Here is a 23,290-nt window from a genome sequence, read left to right on the forward strand (position 1 = left end):
GGGTCGGGGCTCCAGGGGTCGTACGTACGGCAGTGGCGCCGCCCGGGTCGTTAGGGCGGCGCCACTGCGGCTCATCGGGTGCGGGGCGCGTCAGCCGTCGCGGCGGGCGGTGCGGCGGCGTACGACGAACGTCCCGGCGCCGCCGAGCAGCAGCGCGGCGGCCGCGGAGCCCGCGAGGGCGGTCGTGCCGCTGCCCGAGGAACCGGCGGGCTGTTCACCGGCCGCGACGCCGCCGCGCGGCGCGGCGGACGGGACCGCCGAGGGCGGCTCCGTCGCCTCGGCCGACGGCACGGCGGACGGTTCGGCGGACTGCTCCGCCGGGGGGCGGGTCGGCGCGGCCGACGGCTGGGCCGAGGAGTCGGCGAAGGCCGCGGTGGCCGGTACGCAGACCGCACCGGCCGCGACGGCGGCGAGGAGGGCGGTACGCAGGGTGGTGCGCAGGGGCATGGGCAGGGCTCCGATCCGGATGGGCCTCAGGGGCGGCCGCGGTGCGGGTGCGCACCGCGGCGCGAGGCGTGCGGACAGGCTCGCGCCAAGTTGTGAGGAAGCTGTCAGACCGTTGTGTTCATCGCATCAGGGCCGTCCGGAGTGCCGGGGGGCGTGGTGTCGGCCGGGAAGCGGAGCGTGAACACCGAGCCCTCGCCCAAGGTGCTCACCGCCGTGGCCGTACCGCCGTGCGCCTCCGCCAGCTTCCGCACGATCGCCAACCCCAACCCGCTGCCGCCCGTCCGCCGCGACCGGGACTTCTCCCCGCGCCAGAACCGGTCGAAGACGCGGGCCACGTCGTCGGCCGGGATGCCGCTCCCCGTGTCGGCGACGTCCACGAGCACCGCGTCCCCGTCCTCGGAGCCGTACGCCCGCAGCGTGACCGTCCCGCCCTCCGGGGTGTGCCGTACCGCGTTCGACACCAGGTTGCCCACCGCCTGCCGAAGCCGGACCGGGTCGGCAGTCAGCGGGGGCGGCGGGCGGTCCGGCGGCCGGACCCCCAGCGCGACGCCCGCCGCGTCGGCCCGCGCCTGGTGTGCGGCGGCGACCTGCCCCAACAGCTCCGCCACGTCCACCGGTTCGGGGTGCAGCCGCAGCGCGCCGGCGTCCGCCTGCGCCAGGTCCTGGAGGTCGTCGATGATGTGCTGGAGCTGGACCGCCTCCGTGTGCAGGAAGGCGATGAACTCCGGGTCCGGGTCGGCCACTCCGTCCTGGGCCGCCTCCAGCCAGCCCCGGATGTTGCTGAGCGGGGTGCGCAGTTCGTGGGCGACGTCGCTCACCATGGCCTTGCGTTGCGCCTCCAGGCGGGCGCGGTGGGCGGACATGTCGTTGAACGTGGCGGCGAGGCGCCCGATCTCGTTGTCGGCGGCGACCACCACCGGCGCGGTGTCCTCCCCGTCCCGCATCCGCTGGGCGGCGCCCGTCAGCGCCCGCAGCGGGCGTACGAGGCGGGCGCCGACGAGCACCGAAGCGCCCACGGTCAGGGCCAGCACCAAGGCCGCCGCGCCCGCGATCCGCGCGGTGTTCGCCGGTGAGAGGTCGAAGCCGGGCACGGTCCCGCCGCCCGGGTCGCCGATGAACAGCAGGGCGGGCGACGCCACGTACGAACTCAGCTGCTCCCGGCGGGCCGTGCCCACACAGGAGGCGACGGCCCGGTCGTTCTCGCTGGTGGCCGCCGCCTGCTGGTCGCCGGGGCCCGGCACCGCGCTGGGCTCGGCGCTCGGCTCCTCGCGGGGCGCCTCGGTCGGCACCGCGCGCGGCTCGACGCTCGGCGGCATCGTGGCCATCGGCGCTGCGGGCACCGGCACCGCCTCCGCCGGTACGGGCTCGGCCGCCTGCCCCCAGGACAGGCCCAGGCTGAGGTGGACGCCGTCGCGGCCCTGGCGCTCCAGACAGGCGTCGGCCAGCTGGTTGAGGGCCTTCAGCGCCTTCCGCTCCGTGGCCGTCGGGGTGTCCAGCTCGTCCACGGCGCACCGTGTGCCCTGGATCCGCTCGGGGTCGTTGCCGCCCACCACCTGGATCAGCGGGCGCCCGCTCGCACCGGCCACCACATCCGCGGCGATCCCGAAGTCGCCCAGGCAGGCCACGCCCCGGTCGGCGGTCTTCCGCAGCCGGGTCCGCTCCGACGCGGGCAGCCGGAACGGCCCCACCGCGCGCGGGTCGACCCGGTCCGTGGTGGTGCCCGTCGCCCCGGCGCCCGTCGACAGCGCGGTGTCCACGGACAGCGGATCGACCACCGCCGACGCCTGCGCCGGGAGCGCCGCCGCGCCCCGGGCCGCCGAGTCGGCCAGCGGGGCGCGGCCCTGGGTCGTCAGCGCGATCCGCCGCCCGGACTGCTCCGCCAGCTCGCGCACCGTGGCCCCGACACCGTCCCAGGTCGGATGAGCCGCCGCGTAACCGAGCAGCCGGTGGTAGATCCGGGCGTCGGCGGCCAGATTCTGGCCCTGCTCCTGCCGGATCGCGCCCGAGGTCGTCTGCACGGCGAGCCAGGCGGTCGCCGCCACCGAACAGGCCGCGACCAGGGCGGAGACCGCGAGGAGTCGGGCGAACAGGCTCTTGCGCAGCGGAACGGTCCGCCGCGCACCGGTGCCGGGGGAGCGGCGCACGCTACGAAGTCGCCGCACGGGCCGCCGCCTTCGCCGGGTCCGTCAGCTTGTAGCCGACACCGAAGACGGTGAGCAGCCGCACGGGCCGACGCGGGGCCGGTTCGATCTTCTTGCGCAGGTTCATCACATGCACATCGACGGTCCGGTCGCTGATGTACCGGTCGAAGCCGTGCAGTTCGCCCAGGAGCTGCTGCCGGGAGAACACCCGGTCCGGCTCGGCGGCCAGCGCGGCCAGGATCCGGAACTCGCCCGGGGTGCACTCCACGGCCCGCCCCTCCACCGACACCACGTGCCGGACCGGATCGACCACCAGCGCCCCCACCCGCAGCACCCCGGCGTCCTCCGGTTCGCCGCCCGCGCCCCGTCGGCTGCGGCGCAGCAGCGTACGCACCCGGGCCATCAGCTCGCGCGGGCTGTACGGCTTCGTCATGTAGTCGTCAGCGCCCAGATCGAGGCCGAGCAGCAGATCGTCCTCCGTGGTCCGGGCGGTGAGCATCAGCACCGGCAGCTCCCGGTGCTCCGCGCGCAGCACGCGTACGACGTCGAGGCCGTCGGCCCGGGGCATCATCACATCGAGGACCAGCAGATCCGGTTCCCGGTGCCGGACCGCGTCGAGAGCCGCGAGGCCGTCCGGCGCGACGGTCACCCGGTGGCCCTCGCGTTCGAGATAGCGGCGGAGCAGCTCGGCCTGATTCTCGTCGTCTTCGGCAACGATCACATGTGCGCACACGCGATCGATCGTAGACAGGGGCTACGCGGTGCCCGCGTCCCGGTGCGCCTCCATCAGCTCGTCGTGCGCGGCGACGATGTCCCAGGCGAGGACCGTGACCATCTCCTCGCGGGTCGGCGTGGAGTCGGTGTGCGCCGAGTACAGCCGCAGATCGCGCTGCGCCGACGCCTTCGCGCACAGCTCCCGGGCGAACCGGGCGTTGCCCACCAGGTCCCCCTTGCCGCCGTCCACGATCGCCGCGCACAGCGAGGTCAGGACGTCGAGCGCGCCCGCGTCCGGCTCGTCGCCCTGCGAGGCCAGCACGGACCGGGCGATCTGCACCAGTTCCTCGGCGGAGTACGAGGGGAAGTCGACGCGGGTGTTGAACCGGGAGACCAGTCCGGGGTTGGTGGCGAGCAGCTCCGACATCTCGTCCCGGTAGCCGGCGAGCACCACGACGAGCCGGTCCCGGTCGTCCTCCGCCCGCTTCAGCAGGACCTGAACCGCCTCCTTGCCGAAGGCGTCGCCGCCGTTGAGCCCGGTGATGTTGAGCGAGTACGCCTCGTCGATGAACAGCACCCCGTTCAGCGCCGAGTCGATGACCTCGTTCGTCTTGAGGGCCGTCGACCCCAGGTGCTGCCCGACCAGGTCGGCGCGCTGGGCCTCCACCACATGCCCCGAACTCAGCAGCCCGAGTCCGGCGAAGACCTGGCCGATGATGCGGGCCACGGTCGTCTTGCCGGTGCCGGGCGGACCCGCGAAGACGAAGTGCCGGGGCCGGGCCCCGCCGGGCAGGCCCTGCTCCTCGCGCAGCGCGGACATCCGCAACTGCGCGAGCAGCGTCCGCACCTGGCGCTTCACCGGCTGCAGCCCGATCATGGCGTCGAGCGCTTGCTGCGCCTCGGCGAGCACCTGGGCCCGCTCGTCGGCGGACGGCCCGCCGTCGCCGCCGGAACCGGAACCGGAACCGGCCTGCGACGGGCCCCCGCCCGCCATGGCCGCGACCGGGGCGGCGGGCGCCGGGGCCGGCTTGCTCACCGGGCGGGCCTGGGCGCGCGACTCCACGTCGAGCAGGTCGGGCGCGCACCGGAACGCGTACTGGTACCGCTTCAGCGCCTCCTCCTCGCGGCCCAGCGCCTCCAGCGACCGCCCCATGAAGTACTTCACCTCGGCGTCGAACCTGCTGCCCGCGTCCAGCTTCCCGGGCAGCGCGGACAGCACGTTCAGCGACTCGTGGCAGACCCCCTGGGCGAACAGCGCGCAGCCCACGTACAACTGCGCCTCGTCGCGCAGGAACGCGTCACCGATCCCGGGGGCGAACTTCAGGACGAGCGGCCAGTCCTCCTTCAGGAACGCGTACCGGGTGCAGACGAAACGGGTCTCGTCGCAGTCCAGCAGCGCCGTGGAGAGCCCCTTCCACGCGTCGTCGAGCCGCCGGTCGTCCAGGAACGCCGACATGGCGGCCAGCCACAGATCGCGGGAGTTCTCCAGCCGGAAGGTGACGTAGTGGCCGATCTGGAAGGTGGACCGGAACGGTGTCTGGTACTTCGACCGCAGCGCCCCGAACTGCGCGGAGCTGCGCAGCATGCCGTCCAGCGCAGCCTTCTGGTCGGTGCCGGTCACATGCAGCCCCAGCCAGGCGTCGGTGGCGCCGGGGTCGTGCGTCGTGGCGAGCGCGAACTGTGCGGCGGCCCCGGTGTTGTCCCCCTGCCGCATGAGGACCATCCCCTGGTTCCACGCCTGCTCGGCCTTCCTGGCCGACCCCCGGCTCGCGGCACCCTGCACGTGACTCTCCCCTCGCCGGGCGCGCCCGTGGCCCCCCGGCCGCCCGTGATCACATCCGCAACGGTCGTTCAGGATAGCCAACGCCCGGACAGGCCCTAGCGGCCTCCCGGACGTCCACCGCCTCGGATACGATTTCGCTCCCCAACTCCGCTCCCCACCGTCACCGCCGGGAAGTCCGCCTGATGTCCGCCCTCCCCAGCAGCCGGACCCCGGACCGGCTCCGCAAGGGGGTGCGCGCCGCGCTGACCACCCTCGGCACCGGCTTCCTGCGCCACCCCGCCAACACCGCTCTGCGCGCGAACGCGGACGCCGCCGCCCTGCACACCGCCCTCCTGCGCCTCGTCTTCCGGCTCCTCTTCCTCTTCGTCACCGAGGACCGCGACGCCCTGCTGCCCCCGGCCACGACCGCCCGGGCCAGGGCGCGGTACGCGACGCACTTCTCGACGGCCCGCCTCCGCGCCCGCGCGCGCGGCTCCGAGGAGCACGGTGAGCTCTACGCGGCGCTGCGCGCCGTACTCGACGCCCTCGGTGACCCGGACGGGGACCCCGGCCTCGGCCTGCCCGGTCTCGGCGGCATCTTCACCGCTACGGAGGCCGATGCCCCGCTGCACGGCCTGGCCCTGTCCGACGACGACCTGCTGACGGCGGTGCGCCAGTTGTCCGAGGTCCCGGACCCGGGGACACGACGCGCCCGCCCGGTCGACTTCGGCCGCCTCGACGCGGAGGAACTGGGCTCCGTCCATGAGGCGCTCCTCCAGCTCGTCCCCCGGATCGACGCGGCGGACGGCGCCTTCGCGCTGGTCGGGCTGCCGGGCAACGCCCGTAAGACGTCGGGCTCCTATTACACGCCGGCCGCCCTCGTGGAGTGCCTGCTCGACGCCGCGCTCGACCCCGTCCTCGACGCCGCCGTCGCACGCGGCGAGGCAGCGGGCGCCGCCGACCCGGGCGAGGCCGCCGCCCGCGAGCTGCTCGCCCTCACCGTCTGCGACCCGGCCTGCGGCTCCGGCCACTTCCTCGTGGCGGCGGCCCGCCGCATCGCCCGGCGCGTCGCGGCGGTGCGCGGAGGCACGACGGAGCTGTTCCGCGACGCACTCCGCGAGGTCGTCGCCCACTGCGTGCACGGCGTGGACCTGGACCCGATGGCCGTCGAACTGGCCAGAATGGCGCTGTGGCTGGAGGCCCCGGAGCCCGGCCGGCCGCTCACCTTCCTGGACGCGCGCGTCAAGCACGGCAACGCCCTGATCGGCGCGGCACCGGACCTCGTGCGGCACGGCATCCCGGACGCGGCGTTCACCCCGCTCGCGGGCGACGACCGCGCGCACGCCAGGGCCCTGAAGAAGCGGAACAGGGCCGAGCGGAACGCCTCGTGCGCCCGGCCCGTCGTACCGGCGCGCGAGGCCGCCGACGCCTGGTGCGCCGCGTTCCTGTGGCGCAGGACGGCGGACGCGGCGCCGGCGGTGACCGACGCGGTCCTCCGCGACCTGCCGGGCGCGGACCGGGCCACCCACGAGGAGATCGCGCGGCTGCGGGACCGGTACGGCTTCTTCCACTGGTACCTGGAGTTCCCCGAGGTCTTCGGCCCGGACGGGGGCGGCGGCTTCGACTGTGTCCTCGGCAACCCGCCCTGGGAGCGCATCAAGCTCCAGGAGCAGGAGTTCTTCGCCCAGCACGACGCGGAGATCGCCGTTGCGAAGACGGCCGCCACCCGCAAACGCCTGATCGCCGCGTTGAAGGAGGACCCGGACCGGGCCGCCCTGCACACCGCCTTCGAGGCGGCCAAGCGCACGGCGGAGCGGACGAGCCACTTCCTGCGCGACGGTGGACGGTATCCGCTTACCGGGCGCGGTGACATCAACACGTACGCCGTGTTCGCCGAGGCGGGCCGTGCGCTGACCGGCCCGCGCGGCCGGATGGGCATGATCGTGCCGACGGGCATCGCCACGGACGCGACGACCCGCTTCTACTTCAAGGACCTGATCGACGGCGGCGCGCTCGCCGCCCTGTACGACTTCGAGAACGCCGCGCCCGTCTTCCCCGACGTCCACCGCTCGTTCAAGTTCAGCATCCTGTCCCTGACCGGTAGCGCCCTGCGCGAACCCGCCGCCCGGTTCGCCTTCTTCCTCCGCGACCCGGCCGAACTCGTCGACGAGTCACGGGTGTTCGCGCTCACGCCGGAGGAGATCACGCTCCTCAACCCCAACACGGGCACCTGCCCGGTCTTCCGGACCCGCCGCGACGCCGAGATCACCCTCGGCGTCTACGCACGGCTCCCCGTCCTGATCAAGGAGGGAGCCCCGGACGGCAACCCGTGGGGCGTCGCCTTCGGCACGATGTTCCACATGGCCAACGACTCGCACCGCTTCCGCACCCGCGAGGAGCTGACGGCCACCGGCTGGCAGCCGGCCGGGAACCACTATGTCAACGGCGACCGGGTCATGCTCCCGCTGTACGAGGCCAAGATGGTCGACGCCTACAACCACCGCGCGGCGGACGTGGTCAAGAGCGCCACCGCCGTGAAGCGCCAGAACCAGCCCGCCTATCTGACGGCCGACTCCTGGGCCCGCGCGTCCCGCCTGGCCGTCCCCGGCAACTGGGTGGACCGCGCCGAGACACCGCCCGGCACCCCGCCCGGCCGCCTCGCCTTCCTCCGGATCAGCAGCCCCACCAACCAGCGCACCATGATCTCCGCCATCCTGCCCCCGGCAGCCATCGGCGACTCCGTCTTCCTGCTGCACACCAGGAACTCAACGGACAGCGCGGCCCTGGTGGCCCACTTCAACTCCTTCGTCTTCGACTACGTCACCCGCCAGAAGGCCGCAGGACTCAACCTCAACTTCTTCTACGTCCGCCAACTCCCGGTCCTGCCACCGGAGACCGTCCACCGCCACACGGACTTCCTGACCCCGCGCGTCCTCGAACTCACGTGCACCGCGCACGACATGGGCCCCTTCGCCGCCGATCTCGGCGACACCGGTGGCCCGTTCCGCTGGAACGAGAGCCGCCGCCACCAGATCCGCGCGGAACTCGACGCGTTCTTCTTCCACCTGTACGGGATCGGCCGCGCCGACACCGCGTACATCCTGGACACCTTCCCCATCGTCCGGCGCAAGGACGAGGCCCGGTACGGCGGCTACCGCACCAAGGAGCTCATCCTGACCGCGTACGACCGCATGGCCGCCTCGCGGATCGCGGCGGGCGGCACGTACACCTCACCGCTCAGCCCGCCGCCGGGTGACGGGCCCCGGCACCGGTGCGGCGCCTGATCTCGGCGAGCGGGAATGGATCCGGTCCCGGTGGGTAGGTTCGCCGACTGTTCCGCCCGGCGTCACTCCGTGCACCCTGCAAGGGCCTTACGCGGAGACCGGCGGGTCTGGAACACTCCAGTCGCTTCCACCCGCATCCCCCCACCGCGAAGGCTTCCCTCCATGGCAGAAATCGACCGCCGCCGGCTCCTGAAGCTCGCCGGGGGCTCCGTCGCCCTCACCGCTCTGTCGAGCAGCATCGCCCGTGCCGCCTCGCTCCCCGCGCGGGGGCGTACGGGCACCATCCAGGACGTGGAGCACATCGTCGTCCTGATGCAGGAGAACCGTTCCTTCGACCACTACTTCGGGACGATGAAGGGTGTACGCGGCTACGGCGATCCGCGCCCCGTCACGCTGCCCAGCGGCAAACCGGTGTGGCACCAGGCGGACGCGGCGGGCAAGGAGGTGCTGCCGTTCCGGCCGCCGGCCGACAAGCTCGGGATGCAGTTCCTCCAGGACCTGAACCACGACTGGGCGGGCGGCCACCGGGCGTTCAACAAGGGTGCCTACGACCAGTGGGTGCCCGCCAAGACGGCGACCACGATGGCCCACCTCACCCGGGAGGACATCCCGTTCCACTACGCGCTCGCCGACGCGTTCACCGTCTGCGACGCGTACCACTGCTCGTTGATCGGCTCGACCGACCCCAACCGCTACTACTTGTGGAGCGGTTACACCGGCAACGACGGCGCCGGCGGCGGGCCCGAGCTGGGCAACGACGAGCGCGGATACGGCTGGACGACCTACCCGGAGCGGCTCCAGGAGGCCGGGGTGTCGTGGAAGGTGTACCAGGACATCGGCGACGGGCTGGACGCCGCCGGGTCCTGGGGCTGGATCGGTGACGCCTACCGGGGCACGTATGGCGACAACTCGCTGCTCTACTTCAACAGTTATCGCGACGCCAAGCCGGGCGACGCCCTGTACGACAAGGCCCGCACCGGCAGCGACCTGAAGAACGGGGGCGGACTGCTGGACGACCTCAAGGCCGACATCAAGGGCGGGACGCTGCCCTCGGTGTCCTGGATCGTGGCGCCCGAGGCGTACAGCGAACACCCCAACTGGCCCGCGAACTACGGCGCCTGGTACATCGCGCAGGTGCTGGACGCGCTGACCTCGGACCCGGAGGTGTGGGGGCGTACCGCCCTCTTCATCACCTACGACGAGAACGACGGCTTCTTCGACCACGTCGTGCCGCCGTACGTCCCCTCCGGTCCCGCGCAGGGGCTGTCCACCGTGGACACCGCCGCCGACTACTTCCCGGGCGACCTGCGGTACGCGGCGGGTCCCTACGGGCTCGGCCAGCGGGTGCCCATGACCGTGGTGTCGCCGTGGAGCACCGGCGGCTACGCCTGCTCGGAGGTCTTCGACCACACCTCCGTCATCCGGTTCATGGAGCGCCGCTTCGGGGTGCACGAGCCCAACATCTCGCCCTGGCGGCGGGCCGTCTGCGGCGATCTCACCTCCGCCTTCGACTTCGGGCGCACGGACCCCTCCGCGCCCGAACTGCCGTCCACCGACGCCTACGAGCCCCCGGACGGCGACCGGCACCCCGACTACAGGCCCGTACCGCCCGCCACCGGAGCGGTGCCGAAGCAGGAGCCCGGCTCGCGGCCCACCCGCCCGCTGCCCTACGCGCCGCTGGTGGACGGCGCCGCCGACCCGGCCGCCGGGACCTTCCGGCTCACCTTCGGCGGGGGACCGGCGGCCGGCGCGCAGTTCCTCGTGACGTCCGGCAACCGCACGGACGGGCCCTGGACCTACACCACGCACGCGGGCGCCTCGGTCGGGGACACCTGGAACACCGCGTACTCCAAGGGTGTCACGGACCTCACCGTCCACGGCCCGAACGGCTTCCTGCGCTCCTTCCGCAACCCCGGCAAGGCCGCCGGACCCGAGGTGACGGCCCGTCACAACACCGCGACCGGCAACCTCGAACTCACGCTCACCCACACCGGCACCGGCTCCGTCCGGCTGACCCTGCGCGGCGCCGCCGCCTACGGGGGAGAGGTGCGGGCGGTCACCGTGCGCCCGGGGCAGACCGTGACGCAGACGCTCGACCTGCGTCGCAGCAAGCGCTGGTACGACCTCACCGTCACGAGCGACGCGGACGCCGCCTTCCTGCGGCGCTTCGCCGGGCATGTCGAGACGGGTGCGCCCGGGGTGAGCGATCCGGGGCTGCTGACCGGGTGAGGCCCCGCGCGGACCGGCCGGAGTGACCGTCCAAGGTTCGGGATTGATCGCGAATGACCGTCCTGCTGCACATAAAATCCTTATAGTGAGCGGGTGTTGACCGCGTGATCTCGGCGCGTCCAGTCGTTCGCCACAGGAGTCAGGATTCATGACGCGCCCCTCCCCGGCCGAGTCCGCGCCGGTGTCCCCGGACGCCCTTTCCGGCTGCCCGGCCCACGCCGGCGCCGTCCCGCTCTGGGGCCCCGGCTTCCAGGCCGAGCCCCAGAGCGTCTACCGCGCGATGCGCCGCGAGCACGGGCCGGTCGTCCCCGTCGAGCTGCTCGGCGGCTTCCCGGCCTGGCTGGTCGTCGGATACCGGGAGCTCCACCGGGTCACCAGCGACGGCGAGCTGTTCCCGCGCGACGTCGGCCTCTGGAACCAGTGGCCGAACGTCCCCGACGACTGGCCCCTCCTGCCGATGGTCGGGCGCCCCCTGCCGTCCATCTACTTCAGCGCGGGCAAGGAGCACCTGCGGCACGCCCGCATGGTTACCCCCGCCCTCGAAGGCGCCGACCCGTTCCGCATCCGGCAGCACTGCGAGCAGCTGGCCGACCGGCTGATCGACGCGGTGTGCGCCCGGGGCACCGCCGACCTCGTCGCGGAGTTCTGCGAACCCCTGCCCGTGCTCGTCCTCGCCCGGCTCGTCGGATTCCCCGACGAGGAGGGCGCCGCCATCGCGCGCGTCCTGAAGGGCCTCGCGGACGGGGGACCGGAGGCGCAGAGCGCCCACCAGCGGTTCGGGGAGCACATGGCCCGGCTGCTCGCTGCCAAACGGGCCGAGCCGGGCGACGATGTGACCTCCCGGATGCTCGCGTACCCCGAGGAGTTCACCGATGAGGAGTACACGCTCGACCTCATGGCGATCACGGCCGCCGGACACCTCCCGACCGCCGACTGGATCAGCAACTCGGTCCGGCTGATGCTCACCGAGGACGAGTTCGCCGACTCCATGGCGGGCGGCCGGCGCAGCATCGGCGAGGCCATGAACGAGGTGCTGTGGGAGGACACCCCCACCCAGATCCTGGCCGGCCGCTGGGCCGCCCGCGACACCCAGCTGGGCGGGCAGCGCATCCGGTCCGGGGACATGCTGCTCCTCGGGCTCGGCGCCGCCAACACCGACCCGCTCATCCGCCAGGGCCTCTCCGGCGGCGCGGGCCCGGCCCAGGGCGGCAACGGCGCGCACCTCGCCTTCAGCCACGGCGAGTACCGGTGCCCGTTCCCCGCCCAGGAGATCGCCGAGATCATCGCCAGGACCGGCATCGAGGTCCTGCTCGACCGGCTGCCCGACCTCCGGCTCGACGTCGCCGTCGAGGACCTGGTCCGACGGCCCTCACCCTTCCTGCGCGGCAACACCACGCTCCCCGTCCGGTTCACCCCCGTACGCACGACAGGAGATCTCTCGTGACCTGCCCCCATGCCGCCCAGGCCGCGGCCCAGCCGGGTGCCACCGTCGTCATCGACCCGATGGTCCAGGACCTCGACGGCGAGACCGCCCGGCTGCGCGACGCCGGACCGCTGGCCCGGATCGAACTCCTCGGCGTCCCCGCGTGGACCCTCACCCGGCACGCCGACGCCCGGCGGCTCCTGGTCGACCCGCGCCTGGTCAAGGACATCAACGCCTGGGGGCTGTGGCAGAGCGGCGAGGTGACGCACGCCTGGCCGCTCATCGGCATGATCGACGCCGGGCGGTCCATGTTCACCGTCGACGGCGCGGAGCACCGCAGGCTGCGCACCAAGACCTCCCAGGCGCTCACGCCCCGCCGCCTGGAGGCGATACGTCCCGCCATCGAGAAGTTCACCGCCGAACTGCTGGACGCGCTGGAGGAGGGCGGCCGGGACGGGGCCGTGGTGGACCTCAAGTCGGTGTTCGCCCAGCCCCTGCCCATGCGGGTCGTCGGCATGCTGATGGGCGTCGACCCGACCGAGAACGCCATGCTGACCCGTCAGTACAAGAAGTTCTTCTCCATGCTCACCCCGCAGGACGAACGGCTCGCGCTCCTCGCCGACCTGGACGTCTTCTACGCCGGACTCGTACGCGAGAAGACCGCGCACCCCACGGACGACCTGACGTCCGCGCTGATCCTGGCCGAGGAGGGCGGCGAGCCGCTCACCGAGGAGGAGGTCGTCGGCAACCTCAAGGCCATGGTCGCCGCCGGGCACGAGACCACGATCGGGCTCATCCTCAACGCCGTACGCGCTCTGCTCGCCCACCCCGAGCAGCTCCGGATGGTCCTCGACGGCGAGGTGTCCTGGGACACCGTCATCGAGGAGACCCTGCGCTGGGACACCCCGACCACCCATCTGCTCATGCGCTTCGCCACCGAGGACATCCAGGTCGGCGACGCCGTCATCGCCAAGGGCGAGGGTGTGGTGATCTCGTACCGGGTGATCGGCCGCGACCCCGAGCAGCACGGCCCCGACGCCGACGCCTTCGACATCACGCGCCCCACCCCGATCCGGCACATCACCTTCGGGCACGGCCCGCACATCTGCCCCGGCGCCGCGCTCTCCCGGGTCGAGGCGGGCATCGCCCTGCCGGCCCTCTTCGCGCGCTTCCCGGAGCTGCGGCTCGCGATCCCCGACGCCGAGCTGCGCAACCTTCCGGTGATGACGCAGAACGACATGGAGTCCTTCCCGGTCCTGCTCGGCGGCTGAGCCGATGCGACGGGGAGTCGGCCGGCGGGCATATCGTTGCGGTAGCCGGAAGCCTCCCCGCGTGTCGAAGCGCTTCGACAGTGGTCTGGACATGCTGTCACGGCAGGGCTAGGCTCGCGCTGTCTCTCCACGTCACGGCTGGAGAGAGCGGAGTCGAAGCGCTTCGCCACATCCGACCGTGAGGGAGTTCCGTGGTCACCCTGGCCGAGGTCGCGCAGCACGCCGGAGTCTCCGCGAGCACGGTGAGCTACGTCCTCAGCGGGAAGCGCTCCATCTCCGTCGCCACCCGCGAGCGCGTCGAGCAGAGCATCCAGCAGCTCGGCTACCACCCCAACGCCGGGGCCCGGGCGCTCGCCAGCAGCCGGTCCAACATCATCGCGCTGATGGTGCCGCTGCGCACCGACATGTACGTGCCCGTGATGATGGAGATCGCCATCGCGGTCGCCACCACCGCCCGCACCCACGGCTACGACGTCCTCCTCCTCACCGGCGAGGAGGGCCCGGCCGCCGTGCGGCGGATCGCCGGCAGCTCGCTGGCCGACGCGATGATCCTGATGGACGTCGAGCTGCACGACGAGCGGCTGCCCCTGCTGCGCGAGACGGACCGGGCCGCCGTCCTCATCGGCCTGCCCGCCGACACCACCGGACTGACCTGCGTGGACCTCGACTTCGAGGCGACCGGGGCGCTCTGCGTGGAGCACCTGGCCGGCCTCGGGCACCGCGAGATCGCGGTCATCGGCGAGGCCGCCGCGGTCTACGAGCGCCACACCGGTTTCGCCGAGCGGACCGTTGACGGTGTACGCGCCAAGGCGCAGGAGACCGGCGTGCGCGTGCTGCACCGCCCCTGCGAGGGCGGGTACGCGGCGATGGCCCAGACCCTGTCCCGGATATTCGACGAGCGCCCCGGCACCACCGGCTTCATCGTGCAGAACGAGGCGGCGGTCGAGCCGTTGCTCAACCTGCTGCGCCAACAGGGCAAGGCAGTCCCCGAGGATGTGTCGGTGGTGGCGATCTGCCCCGAGCAGGTGGCCACCCAGGCATCGGTGCGGCTGACCTCCGTCGCCATACCGGCGCAGGAGATGGGCCGCCGCTCCGTCGAGCACGTCGTCGCCAAGCTGTCCGGCCGGGGCACGGACGAAGTCGAGCTGCTGGCACCGGAACTGACGGTGCGTGAGAGCACCGGTCCCGCTCCTCGGTGACTGCGTGAGCCGGCCCCCCGCAGCGGGGGGCCGGCTCCTCAGGCGTGCGGGTCAGCTCGCGGAGACGCCGAATCCGTTCGTACGGAAGTCGAGCCCGCCGGCCGACGAGGTGATCTCGTAGCCGAACTGGACGTCACCGATGGTCTCGTTGCCCCACCAGCCCTTGGTGTCCTTGATCCACTTCAGGATCGGCAGGATGTCCACCGTTCCCGAGGTGGAGTCCGAGGTCCGCAGGAACGAGAAGACCTGGTTGGAACCGTTGTCGCCCTTGTAGACGGTCCAGGTGTGCCCGCCCAGCGTCACAGTGCCCTGGGAGGTGCCCAACGGGCCGACGGCGCCGTTGTAGTTGACCCAGAGCATGACCTCGTAGTCGTAGTCGCTGTCCCAGATGTCGTACGAGGTGTTGTACGCGCCGGACGACGGGACGGTGACGTTGTACGTGCTCTTGAGCGACGACAGCGAGCCGATCGGCTTGTTCACCACCTTCTTGGCGTTCGGGTACGACTTGATGCCGCCGGTGTTCGGGTGGTCCGCCCACACGCCCCAGTCCGATGAGGAGTTGGCCCAGATGGACTGGGTGCCCGCGCCGGAGCCCCAGATGTTGTTGTAGAGGGTGTAGTTGTCGGAGGTGGTGTACGTGCCCCACTGGTCCGACGAGGACCAGACGGCCGCCTGGGCGGGGGCGGCGGCGAAGCCGACGAGGGCCGCGAGGGCCACCGCCGGGGTGAGGGCCAGCCTGCTGAGGGTGCGTGGTGCCATGGGTCGTCCTTCCATGGTGGGTGGGGGGAAGTGCTACCGCGCCCGGAGTTCCAGGACGCGGTCCACGCCGGCCGTCAGCTCCAGGGGAGCCGAGGGGGAGCCGGCGGAGGCTTCGGTGAGGGTGTGGGCCTCGCCTGTGCGGACGAGCGTGTGGCCCTCGCCCGTACGGACGTCGACCCGGGCGTCACGCGTCGGACGCAGCACCGCCGTCGCGGTGCCGTCGGCCGCCCAGCGCAGGTCCATGGACGCGCCGAACCGTGTACGCACACCGCGCAGTTCGCCGCCCGGACACCCCGCGAGCGGCGCGGCCAGCAGGACCAGCCGGCGCGGGGTCGACTGCACCAGCGACTCGATCACGGCCGCGGGCAGCGCGTGGGCCGCGTCCGCGTTGTACACGTCGCGGGCCGGGTAGTGGGCGCTCATCAGCGAGTCGTGGAAGAAGTCGCCCGCGAGGACCGACCGGACCGCCGCCGAGGCCCGGGCCCCGTCCCGCAGCCGGGCCGCGATCAGCGCGTGGTGCAGATGGCCGTGGGCCGAGTCGTTCTCCGCGCCCCGCAGTGCGAGCGCCCGGTGCGCGGCGGCGGCAAGCCCGGGCGTGTCGTACGGGTTGACCGCGTCCAGCGGCCACACCGGGTACAGGTGGCTGAGGTGGCGGTGGTCGTACGTCTCCGCGAGGCCCGGCCACGCCCACTCGGCGAGCGCCCCGTCCTCGTTGACCCGGTAGTCGGCGAGCCGGTCCGCCAGCGCGCGGCGGCGGTCGGCGACCCGGGCGTCGGGGGAGCGGTCGGCCGAGGCGGTGAGCGCGTGGCGGGCCGCCGCGAGGTCCATCGTCGCGTCGACCGTGCCCCAGCTCGCGTTGGCCGGACGGTTCTCCGGCGAGTACGAGGGCACGACGGCCACCCGCCCGTCCGGGCCGGTCCGGACGAGGAAGTCCTCGTAGAACAGGGCGGTCTCGTGCAGGGCGGCGGTGAGCCGGGGGTCCTCGGTCCCCGTCGTCTCCGCGTGCTCGATCAGCGGCTCAAGCAGCCAGTCCGCGCCCGCCGTCCACAGGTGCAGCGGGTAGGCGCGCTGGTAGTGGCGGGTGTGCCCGGACTCGCCGTCCGTGTGCGACGGGGCCACGATGCCGCGGGCCCCGAAGATCGCCCGCGCGTTGTCCCGCCAGTCCGCGAGCTGCCCGTATACCAACGCGGCATGGGCCTCCGACACCTCCGGCAGCGCTGCCGCGGCGGCCGAGGCGATCTGGAGGTTCAGGTTGGCGTTCGTCGTGAAGGCCCCCGACCAGGCGGTGTCCCAGTCGCCCGTCCACAGCCCGGTCAGCCGGGGCGGCAGGGCTCCGGACGCGGACAGCAGGTGGTAGCGGCCCGCCGCGCACAGCCGCTCCAGCAGGGCCGGGCTGTCCGGCCGCCGCACCAACTCGGAGCCGGGAAGCGCCCGTTCGGTCGGGTCCGCGTCCAGCGTGAGCGCCGCCCGTTCGAAGGCGGGCCGGTGCAGCGCCACATGCCGGGCCAGCAGCGCGGCATACCCGTCACCGGGCAGCGCGGCGCACTCCGCCGCCAGATCCAGGTGGCCCGTGTGCCGGCGCACCCGGGTCAGCAGCGACAGGCTCCGCGCCCCCTCGACCCGGACGCCCTCGCCCGCCACCGACACCCGCCCGCCCTCCGCGCGGAGCACCGTCACGCCGGTGTACGCGAGGTCGCTGTCGGGGTAGCCCGCGCGCAGTGTCAGCCGGGCCCCGTCCGGAGTGAGCACGGTGCTCCGGCCGACCGCCAGCCGCGCCGGGGCGCCGGGCAGGGCGTGGTCGAGCGTCACGTCCACGGCGAGCCCCGGCCCCGTGACGTGCTGGACGATGACATCGTCGGCGCGCGAGACGAGGACCCGGCTGCGCCACGACTCGCAGACGGCGGTGATCTCACCCGTGGCGAAGTCGACGGTCCTGCGGTACGCCATGGCCGGGTCGGCGGCGTTCCCGGGCAGCGGCCGGACCCGGGTCTGGAAGGCCGGGTGGAAGGGCTGCACCCAGACCAGCGGCCGGCCCGCGCCGAAGTGCTCCGCCGCCCCGGTGTCCCCGGCGAGCAGCGCGCTCTGGAGCCGGCCCAGCCGGTCCGCCAGCTCGGGCGGCCGGACGTGCCGGCTGCCGTTGGGCCGCACCAGCGTGTGATGGTTGACGATCACGCGGTCGTCGGCCGGGTCGCCGTACACCATGGCGCCGTGCCGGCCGTTGCCGCCGAGGAAGGCGTCCTCCCAGCGGGCGGCGGGGCGCGGCTCCCAGGTGGCGTCGATGTCCGAACGGCCGGTCATGGCGCCGATCTCCGCAGCACCGCGACTCCGTAGCGGCCGAGCGCGATCCGGTCCGTCACCACGCGCCCGGTGAGCAGGTCCTCGTACACGCCGGGCACGGCCACGGTGACCATTTCGCGGCGGTGGTGCAGCAGGAACAGCAGCTCGCCCCGGCGCACCGCCTCCACCCCCTCGGGCAGCCCGGCGAGGACCGGCTCGACCCCGGCCTCCCGGACCACGTCGGCCAGGAGGGCCCGCAGCGCCGGGGGCTCGGGGAGGGTCGACACGTACACCGCGCGGCCCCGGCGCAGCACGGCGGGCAGCCCGGCCAGCTCGCCGTCGCGGTAGGCGGCCGGCACCTCGGTGCCCTCGGCCGCCTCCAGCTCCTCGGACCAGAGGGTGCCCCGGAATCCGTCGCACTCCACGGTCTCGTCCGCGTCCAGCGGCCACCACTCGTGCAGGGTCGCGATCCCGAAAAGCTCGCGCAGGCGGGCGTCCATCCCGCCCGGCCGGACGCGGTCGTCCACGTCCGCGACGCCGCTGAAGAACCCGCACACCAGGCGTCCGCCGCCCGCCACGTACGCCACGAGGTTGTCGACCGCCGCGTCGTCGAGGAGGTAGAGGTGCGGGACGACGACCGCCTTGTACCGGCCGAGGTCGGCGTCGGGGCGGGCGAAGTCCGTGGGCGTGCCGTTCTCCCACAGCGCCCGGTGCCAGCGCCGGATCACCTCCGCGTAGTCGAGGAGCGCGGACGGGGCGCCCTCCTGGGCGCCCGCCCACCAGGCGTCCCAGTCGTGCAGGACGGCGACATCGGCGGTCACGTCCGTACCGGACACGGCGGATCCGATCGCGGCCAGTTCGCCGCCCAGCCGCCGGGTCTCGCGGAAGGCGCGGCCCTGCTCACCCGCGTGGCCGAGCATCCCCGAGTGGAACTTCTCCGAGCCCTGCCGGGACTGCCGCCACTGGAAGTAGCAGATCGCGTCGGCGCCGCGCGCCACCGACTGGAGCGACCAGAGGCGGTTCAGGCCCTCCGGCTTCGGGTGGTTGACGCCCCGCCAGTTGACCGCGCCCGCCGCCTGCTCCATCAGCATCCACGGGCCGGCGGCCTGCGAGCGCGTCATGTCGGCAAGCATCGCGTTGTACTGCCCGCCCCACGGGTCGCGCGGGTCCGGGTAGACGTCGACCGAGACGATGTCCTCCTCGGCCGACCAGGCCCAGGCGTCCTGCCCGGACCACAGCGGCATGAAGTTCGTCGTCACCGGGATGTGCGGGGTGTGCCGGGCGACGATCTCCCGCTCGGCGGTGAAGCACTCCATGAGCGCGTCGGACGTGAAGCGTTTGAAGTCCAGCACCTGGGTGGGGTTCCTCATGTACTGCGCCTTGCGCGGCGGCAGGATCTCCGTCCACGCGTCGTAGTGCTGGCTCCAGAACGCCGTGCCCCACGCCTCGTTGAGGGCGTCGAGCGTCCCGTACCGGGCGCGCAGCCAGCGGCGGAAGTGGCCCGCCGTCTCGTCGCACCAGCAGTGCGTGCAGTACTCGTTGTTGATGTGCCACACGGTGAGCGCCGGGTGCTCCGCGTACCGTGCGGCCAGGTCCTCGGTGAGCGCGGCGGCGTAACGGCGGTAGACCGGCGAGCTGGGGCAGAACTGCTGGCGCGAGCCGTACCAGACGAGGGAGCCGTCCTCCGCGCGCGGCAGCGTCTCCGGGTGCCGCGCCCCCATCCAGGGCGGCGGGGACGCGGTCGGCGTGGCGAGCACGACGCCGATGCCGTGCGCGTGCATCAGGTCCATCAGCCGGTCCAGCCAGCCGAACTCCCTGGCTCCCGGCCGGGGTTCGATCTTCGCCCAGGAGAAGACGCCGAGGGTGACGGAGTTGACCCCGGCCTCCTTCATCAGCCGGACGTCGTCCTCCCACACCTCCTCGGGCCACTGCTCGGGGTTGTAGTCGCCTCCGAAGAGGATGCGGCCACGGGCCGCGTCGCGCAGGGACGGCATGGCGTCTCCGGTTCTCCTGGGTGGGGGTTTAGGGGCCGGTCAGCCCTTCACGGCGCCGGTGAGCATGCCCTTCTGGAAGTGCTTCTGGACGAACGGCGACAGCACCGCGACCGGAATCAGCGCGAGGATCATCACCGCCATCTGCACGGCGAGGCTGTTGATCTGGCCGCTGCTGACGGCCGCGCCCATCGCGCCCGGCGGCACCTGGTGCTGGAGGACCAGCTGACGCAGGATCATCTGCAAGGGGTACTTGTCGCTGTCCTGGATGTAGAGCATCGCGTTGAACCACTGGCTCCAGTAGCCGACCGCGTAGAACAGCGAGATCACCGCGATCACCGCACGCGACAGCGGCATGATGATCTGGAGCAGGATGCGCCACTCGCCGGCCCCGTCGATGCGGGCCGCGTCGATGAGTTCGGGCGCGGTGTCCATGAAGAAGCCGCGCAGCACCAGCACGTTGAACACGCTGATCGCGCTCGGCAGGATCATCGACCAGTAGCTGTCGCTCAGCCCGATCCCGGTGACCAGCAGATACGTCGGGATGAGCCCGGCGCCGAAGAACATGGTCGCCATCAGCGTCATCAGCAGCGGGCGGTGCGCGTACGAGTCGCGGCGGCTGAGCCCGTACGCGCAGAGGATCGAGACGACCATGCTGACCGCCGTGCCGACGACGGTGAGGCCGACACTGACGGCGGCGGCCCGGGTCACCGCGCCCCCGCTCAGCAGCTCCTTGTACGCGACGAAGGTGATGTGCTTCGGCCAGACGACCAGGCCGCCCGCGTCGTTGATGGTCCTCGTGTCGGAGAGGCTGGTCACCAGCACCACCCAGATGGGGACGATGATGACCGCGCAGATCGCGACGAGCCCGAAGCCCTTGAAGGCGAGCCCGGCCTTCGTCGGCTCCTCCTCCCAGACGGGGCGCGGCTCGATCCGCAGGGCGCGCTGGAGGCGTGTCTCGGTGGGGGGCGCCGGCTCCGCCCGCTGGTCCAGGAGAGTTGTCATTTCTTGGAGTACACCCCCTGCTCGCCCAACATGTGGGCGACCTTGTTGGCACCCAGCACCATGGCGACGCTGAACAGCCCCTTGAAGATGCCGGCGGCGGCCGCGTAGCCGAAGTCGCCGGTCTTGATGCCCGTCCACCAGATGTAGGTGTCCAGGATTTCCGAGGCCCCCGCGCCCACCTGGTCGCGCTGGAGCAGGATCTGCTCGAAGTCCAGGTTGAGCGCGCTGCCCACCCGCAGGACGAGCAGCAGGGCGATGACCGGGCGCAGCGCGGGCAGCGTGACGTGCCACATGCGGCGCCAGCGGCCGGCCCCGTCGACGGCGGCGGCCTCGTACAGATCGGTGTTGACGGCGGCGAGCGCGGCCAGGAAGACGATGACGCCCCAGCCGGCGTCCTTCCACACGGCCTGCGCGCTCACCAGGAACTTGAAGAAGCCCGGGTCGGTCATCAGGTCGAAGCCCTCGTGGCCGTGCTCGCGCAGCCACTGGGCGACCAGTCCGGCGCCGCCGAACATCTGCTGGAACACGGTGACGACGAGCACCCAGGAGAAGAAGTGCGGCAGATAGACGACCGCCTGCACCCAGGCCCTGACCCGGGTGCTCATGATCGTGTTGAGCAGGAGCGCGATGGCGATCGGGATCGGGAAGAACAGGACCAGCTGGGTCACGAAGATGACCAGCGTGTTCACGAGGACTTCCCAGAAGCGGTAGTCCTCGAAGATCCGGGTGAAGTTGTCGAACCCGACGAACGGGCTGCCCGTGATGCCCAGGTCGTACACGTCGTAGTCCTGGAAGGCCACGATGTTCCCGAGCAGCGGGATGTAGTTGAAGATCAGCAGCAGCGCGATGGCCGGCATCGTCATCAGGATCAGCGTGCGGTCGCGCCGCAGCCGCTGCCGCCAGGTGATCCCGCCCTGCTCCTTCCGGGGCTTGGGAACGCCCCGGGCCCGCGTCCTGCCCGCGCTCCTCGTATCCCCGCCGTCGCCGTCCCCGGCGCCGCTCCCGCCGGCCGGGGCGCTCGCCCCGGCGGCGGTGCGGTCCGGGGCGGCCGCGACCGTGGCCCGTGCCTTCACCGTGTGCTCCCCATGTCGTGCTCCTGACCCCGGCCGCCGGGCTGTGCGTGCCCGGCGACCCCCAACGTCTCTTACCTGCGTGTCAGTTGCCGGAGCCGTTCTTGTCGAGAATGTCCTGGTACCAGTCGCGCAGCTTGTCGCCGCCGCTCTTCTTCCAGGTGTTCACCGCGTCCTCGACGTCGGCGACCTTCTTGCGGCCCCGGCGGATGTCCTTCTGGAGGTCGTCGAAGGGGGTGTACAGGGAGGCGTAACGCTGCGGTTCGACCACCTGCATGCCGAAGAACAGGGGCTTCTTGATGTACGGCGCCTGGCGCGCCATCCAGCCGGCGTAGTCCTTGGCCAGCTGCGGCTGGTCCGGGTAGGCGATCGAGGTGGGCGGCGAGGCCACGAACAGGAACGTGGAGGGCTGCGCCTCCTCGACACCCTGCGGGGTGTACGTCGGGGTGCCGTCCTTGATCGTGTAGTGGGTGCCCTTCACGCCGTAGTTGGTGAGCATGAACTCCTCGGTGCCGAACGGCGCGGCCGCGTAGTCGGCGATGGCGAGGAATTCCTGGATCTTCTCCTTGGACAGGTTCTTGCTGAGGAAGGTGAAGATGCCCGCCGGGTCGTCCTGCCACAGCACCGGCTTGCCGCCGTCGTGGTGGAAGAAGTCCAGCGCCTGCATGTCGAACTTCGGGTTGGCGGCGGCCTGTTCGGTGACCATGCCCTTCCAGCCGCCGGTGCCGTCGTTGTACATGACGACGTGTCCGCTGGTGAACCGGATCTTGGCGTCGGCGTCCTTGTTGGCCTCGGCGTCCGGGTGGACGTACCCGCCGTCGTGGAGCTTACGGGCGAAGGCCAGCGCCTCCCGGTACGCCTGCGTCTCGATCTTGTGGACCAGCTTGCCGTTCTCCAGCTGCCAGTAGTGCGGCGCGTCCGGGAGCAGCCCGAATATCTTCTGGATGCAGGTCCACAGGTCGTCGAAGGCCCACACCTTCTTCTTGGGGGCGGTGTACTCCTTGCCGAAGGCCAGCAGGTCGTCCGCGCTCGCGGGGACGGCGCCGGAGCCGGTCAGGTCCTTGCGGTAGAAGATCGCGTTGCCGATGACCGGCGTCGGCATGGGCAGGCCGCGCAGCTTGCCGCCGAAGACCGAGTACTGCCAGGCGCCGGTGGGGATGTTGGCCAGGTTGGGGTACTTCTTGACGGCGTCACCCGCGAGATACGGGGAGAGGTCGGCGAACTTCGCGGTGATGGCGTTGCGGATCTGCCCCTGCATGTTCCAGCCGGGGATCGTCATGACATCCGGGATGTCCGAGCCGGCGAGGACCGCGCCGATCTTGTCCTGGTACGTGTTGCCGTCCTGCGGGTCGAAGTTGAGCGTCGCCCCGACCGCCTTGTTCACGGCCGTGTAGTACGGGTTGTTCTTCTTCGGGACCGTGCCCCACAGCGGGGTCATCACCCGGAACGCCGAGCCCTTGCCCGGCACCGCCTTGACCGAGACCACCAGCGGGTCGGGGAGCTTGGTGAAGCCCGGGCTCGAACCGTTGACGCCGGGGACATCGGGCTGGACCAGGTTCAGCGGGGCGTAGCTCGGCACGACCTTCTTCAGGGCCTTGCCCGTGGTCGTGCCCTCCTTGCTCCCGGCACCGGAGCCGGAACCGCCGCACGCGGCGAGCAGCGGCACCCCGCCGGCCACGGCGACGGCCGCCACCGCGCCCGTGGCGAGGAAGCTTCTC

15 protein-coding genes are annotated in these 23,290 nt (G+C 72.4%); 5 read left to right on the forward strand and 10 right to left on the reverse strand.

From position 1 onward, the window contains the following. Positions 1 to 90: 90 nt before the first annotated feature. The 4 genes from ACIQZN_RS00360 to ACIQZN_RS00375 form a co-directional block, all read right to left on the reverse strand. Complete coding sequence (locus ACIQZN_RS00360) at positions 91 to 447, reverse strand: sortase-dependent protein (RefSeq protein ID WP_403986101.1); 357 nt, start codon at positions 445 to 447, stop codon at positions 91 to 93. A gap of 104 nt (positions 448 to 551) precedes the next feature. Beyond that, positions 552 to 2,591 carry an ATP-binding protein gene (locus tag ACIQZN_RS00365; RefSeq protein WP_403987346.1) on the reverse strand — a complete coding sequence of 680 codons (2,040 nt, stop codon included), beginning with the start codon at positions 2,589 to 2,591 and terminating at the stop codon, positions 552 to 554. 1 nt (position 2,592) lies between these two features. Continuing rightward, entirely contained in the window at positions 2,593 to 3,321 is a 729-nt protein-coding gene (locus tag ACIQZN_RS00370; protein WP_391262408.1) for a response regulator, read from the reverse strand. A 21-nt stretch (positions 3,322 to 3,342) separates the two neighbouring features. After that, positions 3,343 to 5,085, reverse strand: a complete 1,743-nt coding sequence (locus ACIQZN_RS00375) for an AAA family ATPase (protein WP_403986104.1) — start codon at positions 5,083 to 5,085, stop codon at positions 3,343 to 3,345. Positions 5,086 to 5,267: 182 nt separating this feature from the next. Between ACIQZN_RS00375 and ACIQZN_RS00380 the strand changes: the two genes are divergently transcribed. The 5 genes from ACIQZN_RS00380 (at position 5,268) to ACIQZN_RS00400 (ending at position 14,470) form a co-directional block, all read left to right on the forward strand. After that, entirely contained in the window at positions 5,268 to 8,348 is a 3,081-nt protein-coding gene (locus ACIQZN_RS00380) for an Eco57I restriction-modification methylase domain-containing protein (RefSeq protein WP_403986107.1), read from the forward strand. Positions 8,349 to 8,510: 162 nt separating this feature from the next. Further along, the gene (locus ACIQZN_RS00385) at positions 8,511 to 10,577 is read left to right on the forward strand and encodes a phosphocholine-specific phospholipase C (protein ID WP_403986110.1); all 2,067 of its coding nucleotides are present in this window, start codon (positions 8,511 to 8,513) and stop codon (positions 10,575 to 10,577) included. 148 nt (positions 10,578 to 10,725) lie between these two features. After that, a complete protein-coding gene (locus ACIQZN_RS00390; RefSeq protein ID WP_403986113.1) occupies positions 10,726 to 12,021 on the forward strand; it encodes a cytochrome P450 in 1,296 nt (431 codons plus the stop codon). Next, positions 12,018 to 13,271 carry a cytochrome P450 gene (locus ACIQZN_RS00395; RefSeq protein WP_403986116.1) on the forward strand — a complete coding sequence of 418 codons (1,254 nt, stop codon included), beginning with the start codon at positions 12,018 to 12,020 and terminating at the stop codon, positions 13,269 to 13,271. The genes ACIQZN_RS00390 and ACIQZN_RS00395 overlap by 4 nt, the downstream gene beginning before the upstream one ends. A 191-nt stretch (positions 13,272 to 13,462) precedes the next feature. Further along, positions 13,463 to 14,470 carry a LacI family DNA-binding transcriptional regulator gene (locus tag ACIQZN_RS00400; RefSeq protein ID WP_018100259.1) on the forward strand — a complete coding sequence of 336 codons (1,008 nt, stop codon included), beginning with the start codon at positions 13,463 to 13,465 and terminating at the stop codon, positions 14,468 to 14,470. Between the two features lie 51 nt (positions 14,471 to 14,521). On the opposite strand, the gene ACIQZN_RS00405 is transcribed toward ACIQZN_RS00400, so the two are convergent. From ACIQZN_RS00405 to ACIQZN_RS00430, 6 genes are all read right to left on the reverse strand, one after another. After that, positions 14,522 to 15,229, reverse strand: a complete 708-nt coding sequence (locus ACIQZN_RS00405) for a hypothetical protein (RefSeq protein WP_403986120.1) — start codon at positions 15,227 to 15,229, stop codon at positions 14,522 to 14,524. A 33-nt stretch (positions 15,230 to 15,262) separates the two neighbouring features. Next, positions 15,263 to 17,527: a glycosyl hydrolase family 95 catalytic domain-containing protein gene (locus tag ACIQZN_RS00410; RefSeq protein WP_403986123.1), complete on the reverse strand. Its 2,265-nt coding sequence runs from the start codon at positions 17,525 to 17,527 to the stop codon at positions 15,263 to 15,265. Beyond that, the gene (locus ACIQZN_RS00415) at positions 17,524 to 19,500 is read right to left on the reverse strand and encodes a beta-galactosidase (RefSeq protein ID WP_403986126.1); all 1,977 of its coding nucleotides are present in this window, start codon (positions 19,498 to 19,500) and stop codon (positions 17,524 to 17,526) included. The genes ACIQZN_RS00410 and ACIQZN_RS00415 overlap by 4 nt, the downstream gene beginning before the upstream one ends. A 39-nt stretch (positions 19,501 to 19,539) precedes the next feature. Next, positions 19,540 to 20,502, reverse strand: coding sequence for a carbohydrate ABC transporter permease (locus ACIQZN_RS00420; protein WP_164627641.1), 963 nt, complete (start codon positions 20,500 to 20,502; stop codon positions 19,540 to 19,542). Next, complete coding sequence (locus tag ACIQZN_RS00425) at positions 20,499 to 21,575, reverse strand: ABC transporter permease (protein ID WP_403986130.1); 1,077 nt, start codon at positions 21,573 to 21,575, stop codon at positions 20,499 to 20,501. Before ACIQZN_RS00425 ends, ACIQZN_RS00420 begins: the two co-directional genes overlap by 4 nt. Positions 21,576 to 21,657: 82 nt before the next feature. Then, positions 21,658 to 23,265: an extracellular solute-binding protein gene (locus tag ACIQZN_RS00430; protein WP_403987349.1), complete on the reverse strand. Its 1,608-nt coding sequence runs from the start codon at positions 23,263 to 23,265 to the stop codon at positions 21,658 to 21,660. Positions 23,266 to 23,290: the final 25 nt, after the last annotated feature.

It is taken from the genome of Streptomyces sp. NPDC097595, assembly GCF_044761525.1.
Classification (GTDB): Bacteria; Actinomycetota; Actinomycetes; order Streptomycetales; family Streptomycetaceae; genus Streptomyces; species Streptomyces drozdowiczii_A.

Excerpts from the sequence above, each read along its gene's own strand:
- ACIQZN_RS00360 (WP_403986101.1), bottom strand. The coding sequence starts at position 447 with ATGCCCCTGCGCACCACCCTGCGTACCGCCCTCCTCGCCGCCGTCGCG.
- ACIQZN_RS00380 (WP_403986107.1), top strand. The coding sequence starts at position 5,268 with ATGTCCGCCCTCCCCAGCAGCCGGACCCCGGACCGGCTCCGCAAGGGG.
- ACIQZN_RS00385 (WP_403986110.1), top strand. The coding sequence starts at position 8,511 with ATGGCAGAAATCGACCGCCGCCGGCTCCTGAAGCTCGCCGGGGGCTCC.
- ACIQZN_RS00390 (WP_403986113.1), top strand. The coding sequence starts at position 10,726 with ATGACGCGCCCCTCCCCGGCCGAGTCCGCGCCGGTGTCCCCGGACGCC.
- ACIQZN_RS00405 (WP_403986120.1), bottom strand. The coding sequence starts at position 15,229 with ATGGCACCACGCACCCTCAGCAGGCTGGCCCTCACCCCGGCGGTGGCC.
- ACIQZN_RS00410 (WP_403986123.1), bottom strand. The coding sequence starts at position 17,527 with ATGACCGGCCGTTCGGACATCGACGCCACCTGGGAGCCGCGCCCCGCC.
- ACIQZN_RS00415 (WP_403986126.1), bottom strand. The coding sequence starts at position 19,500 with ATGCCGTCCCTGCGCGACGCGGCCCGTGGCCGCATCCTCTTCGGAGGC.
- ACIQZN_RS00420 (WP_164627641.1), bottom strand. The coding sequence starts at position 20,502 with ATGACAACTCTCCTGGACCAGCGGGCGGAGCCGGCGCCCCCCACCGAG.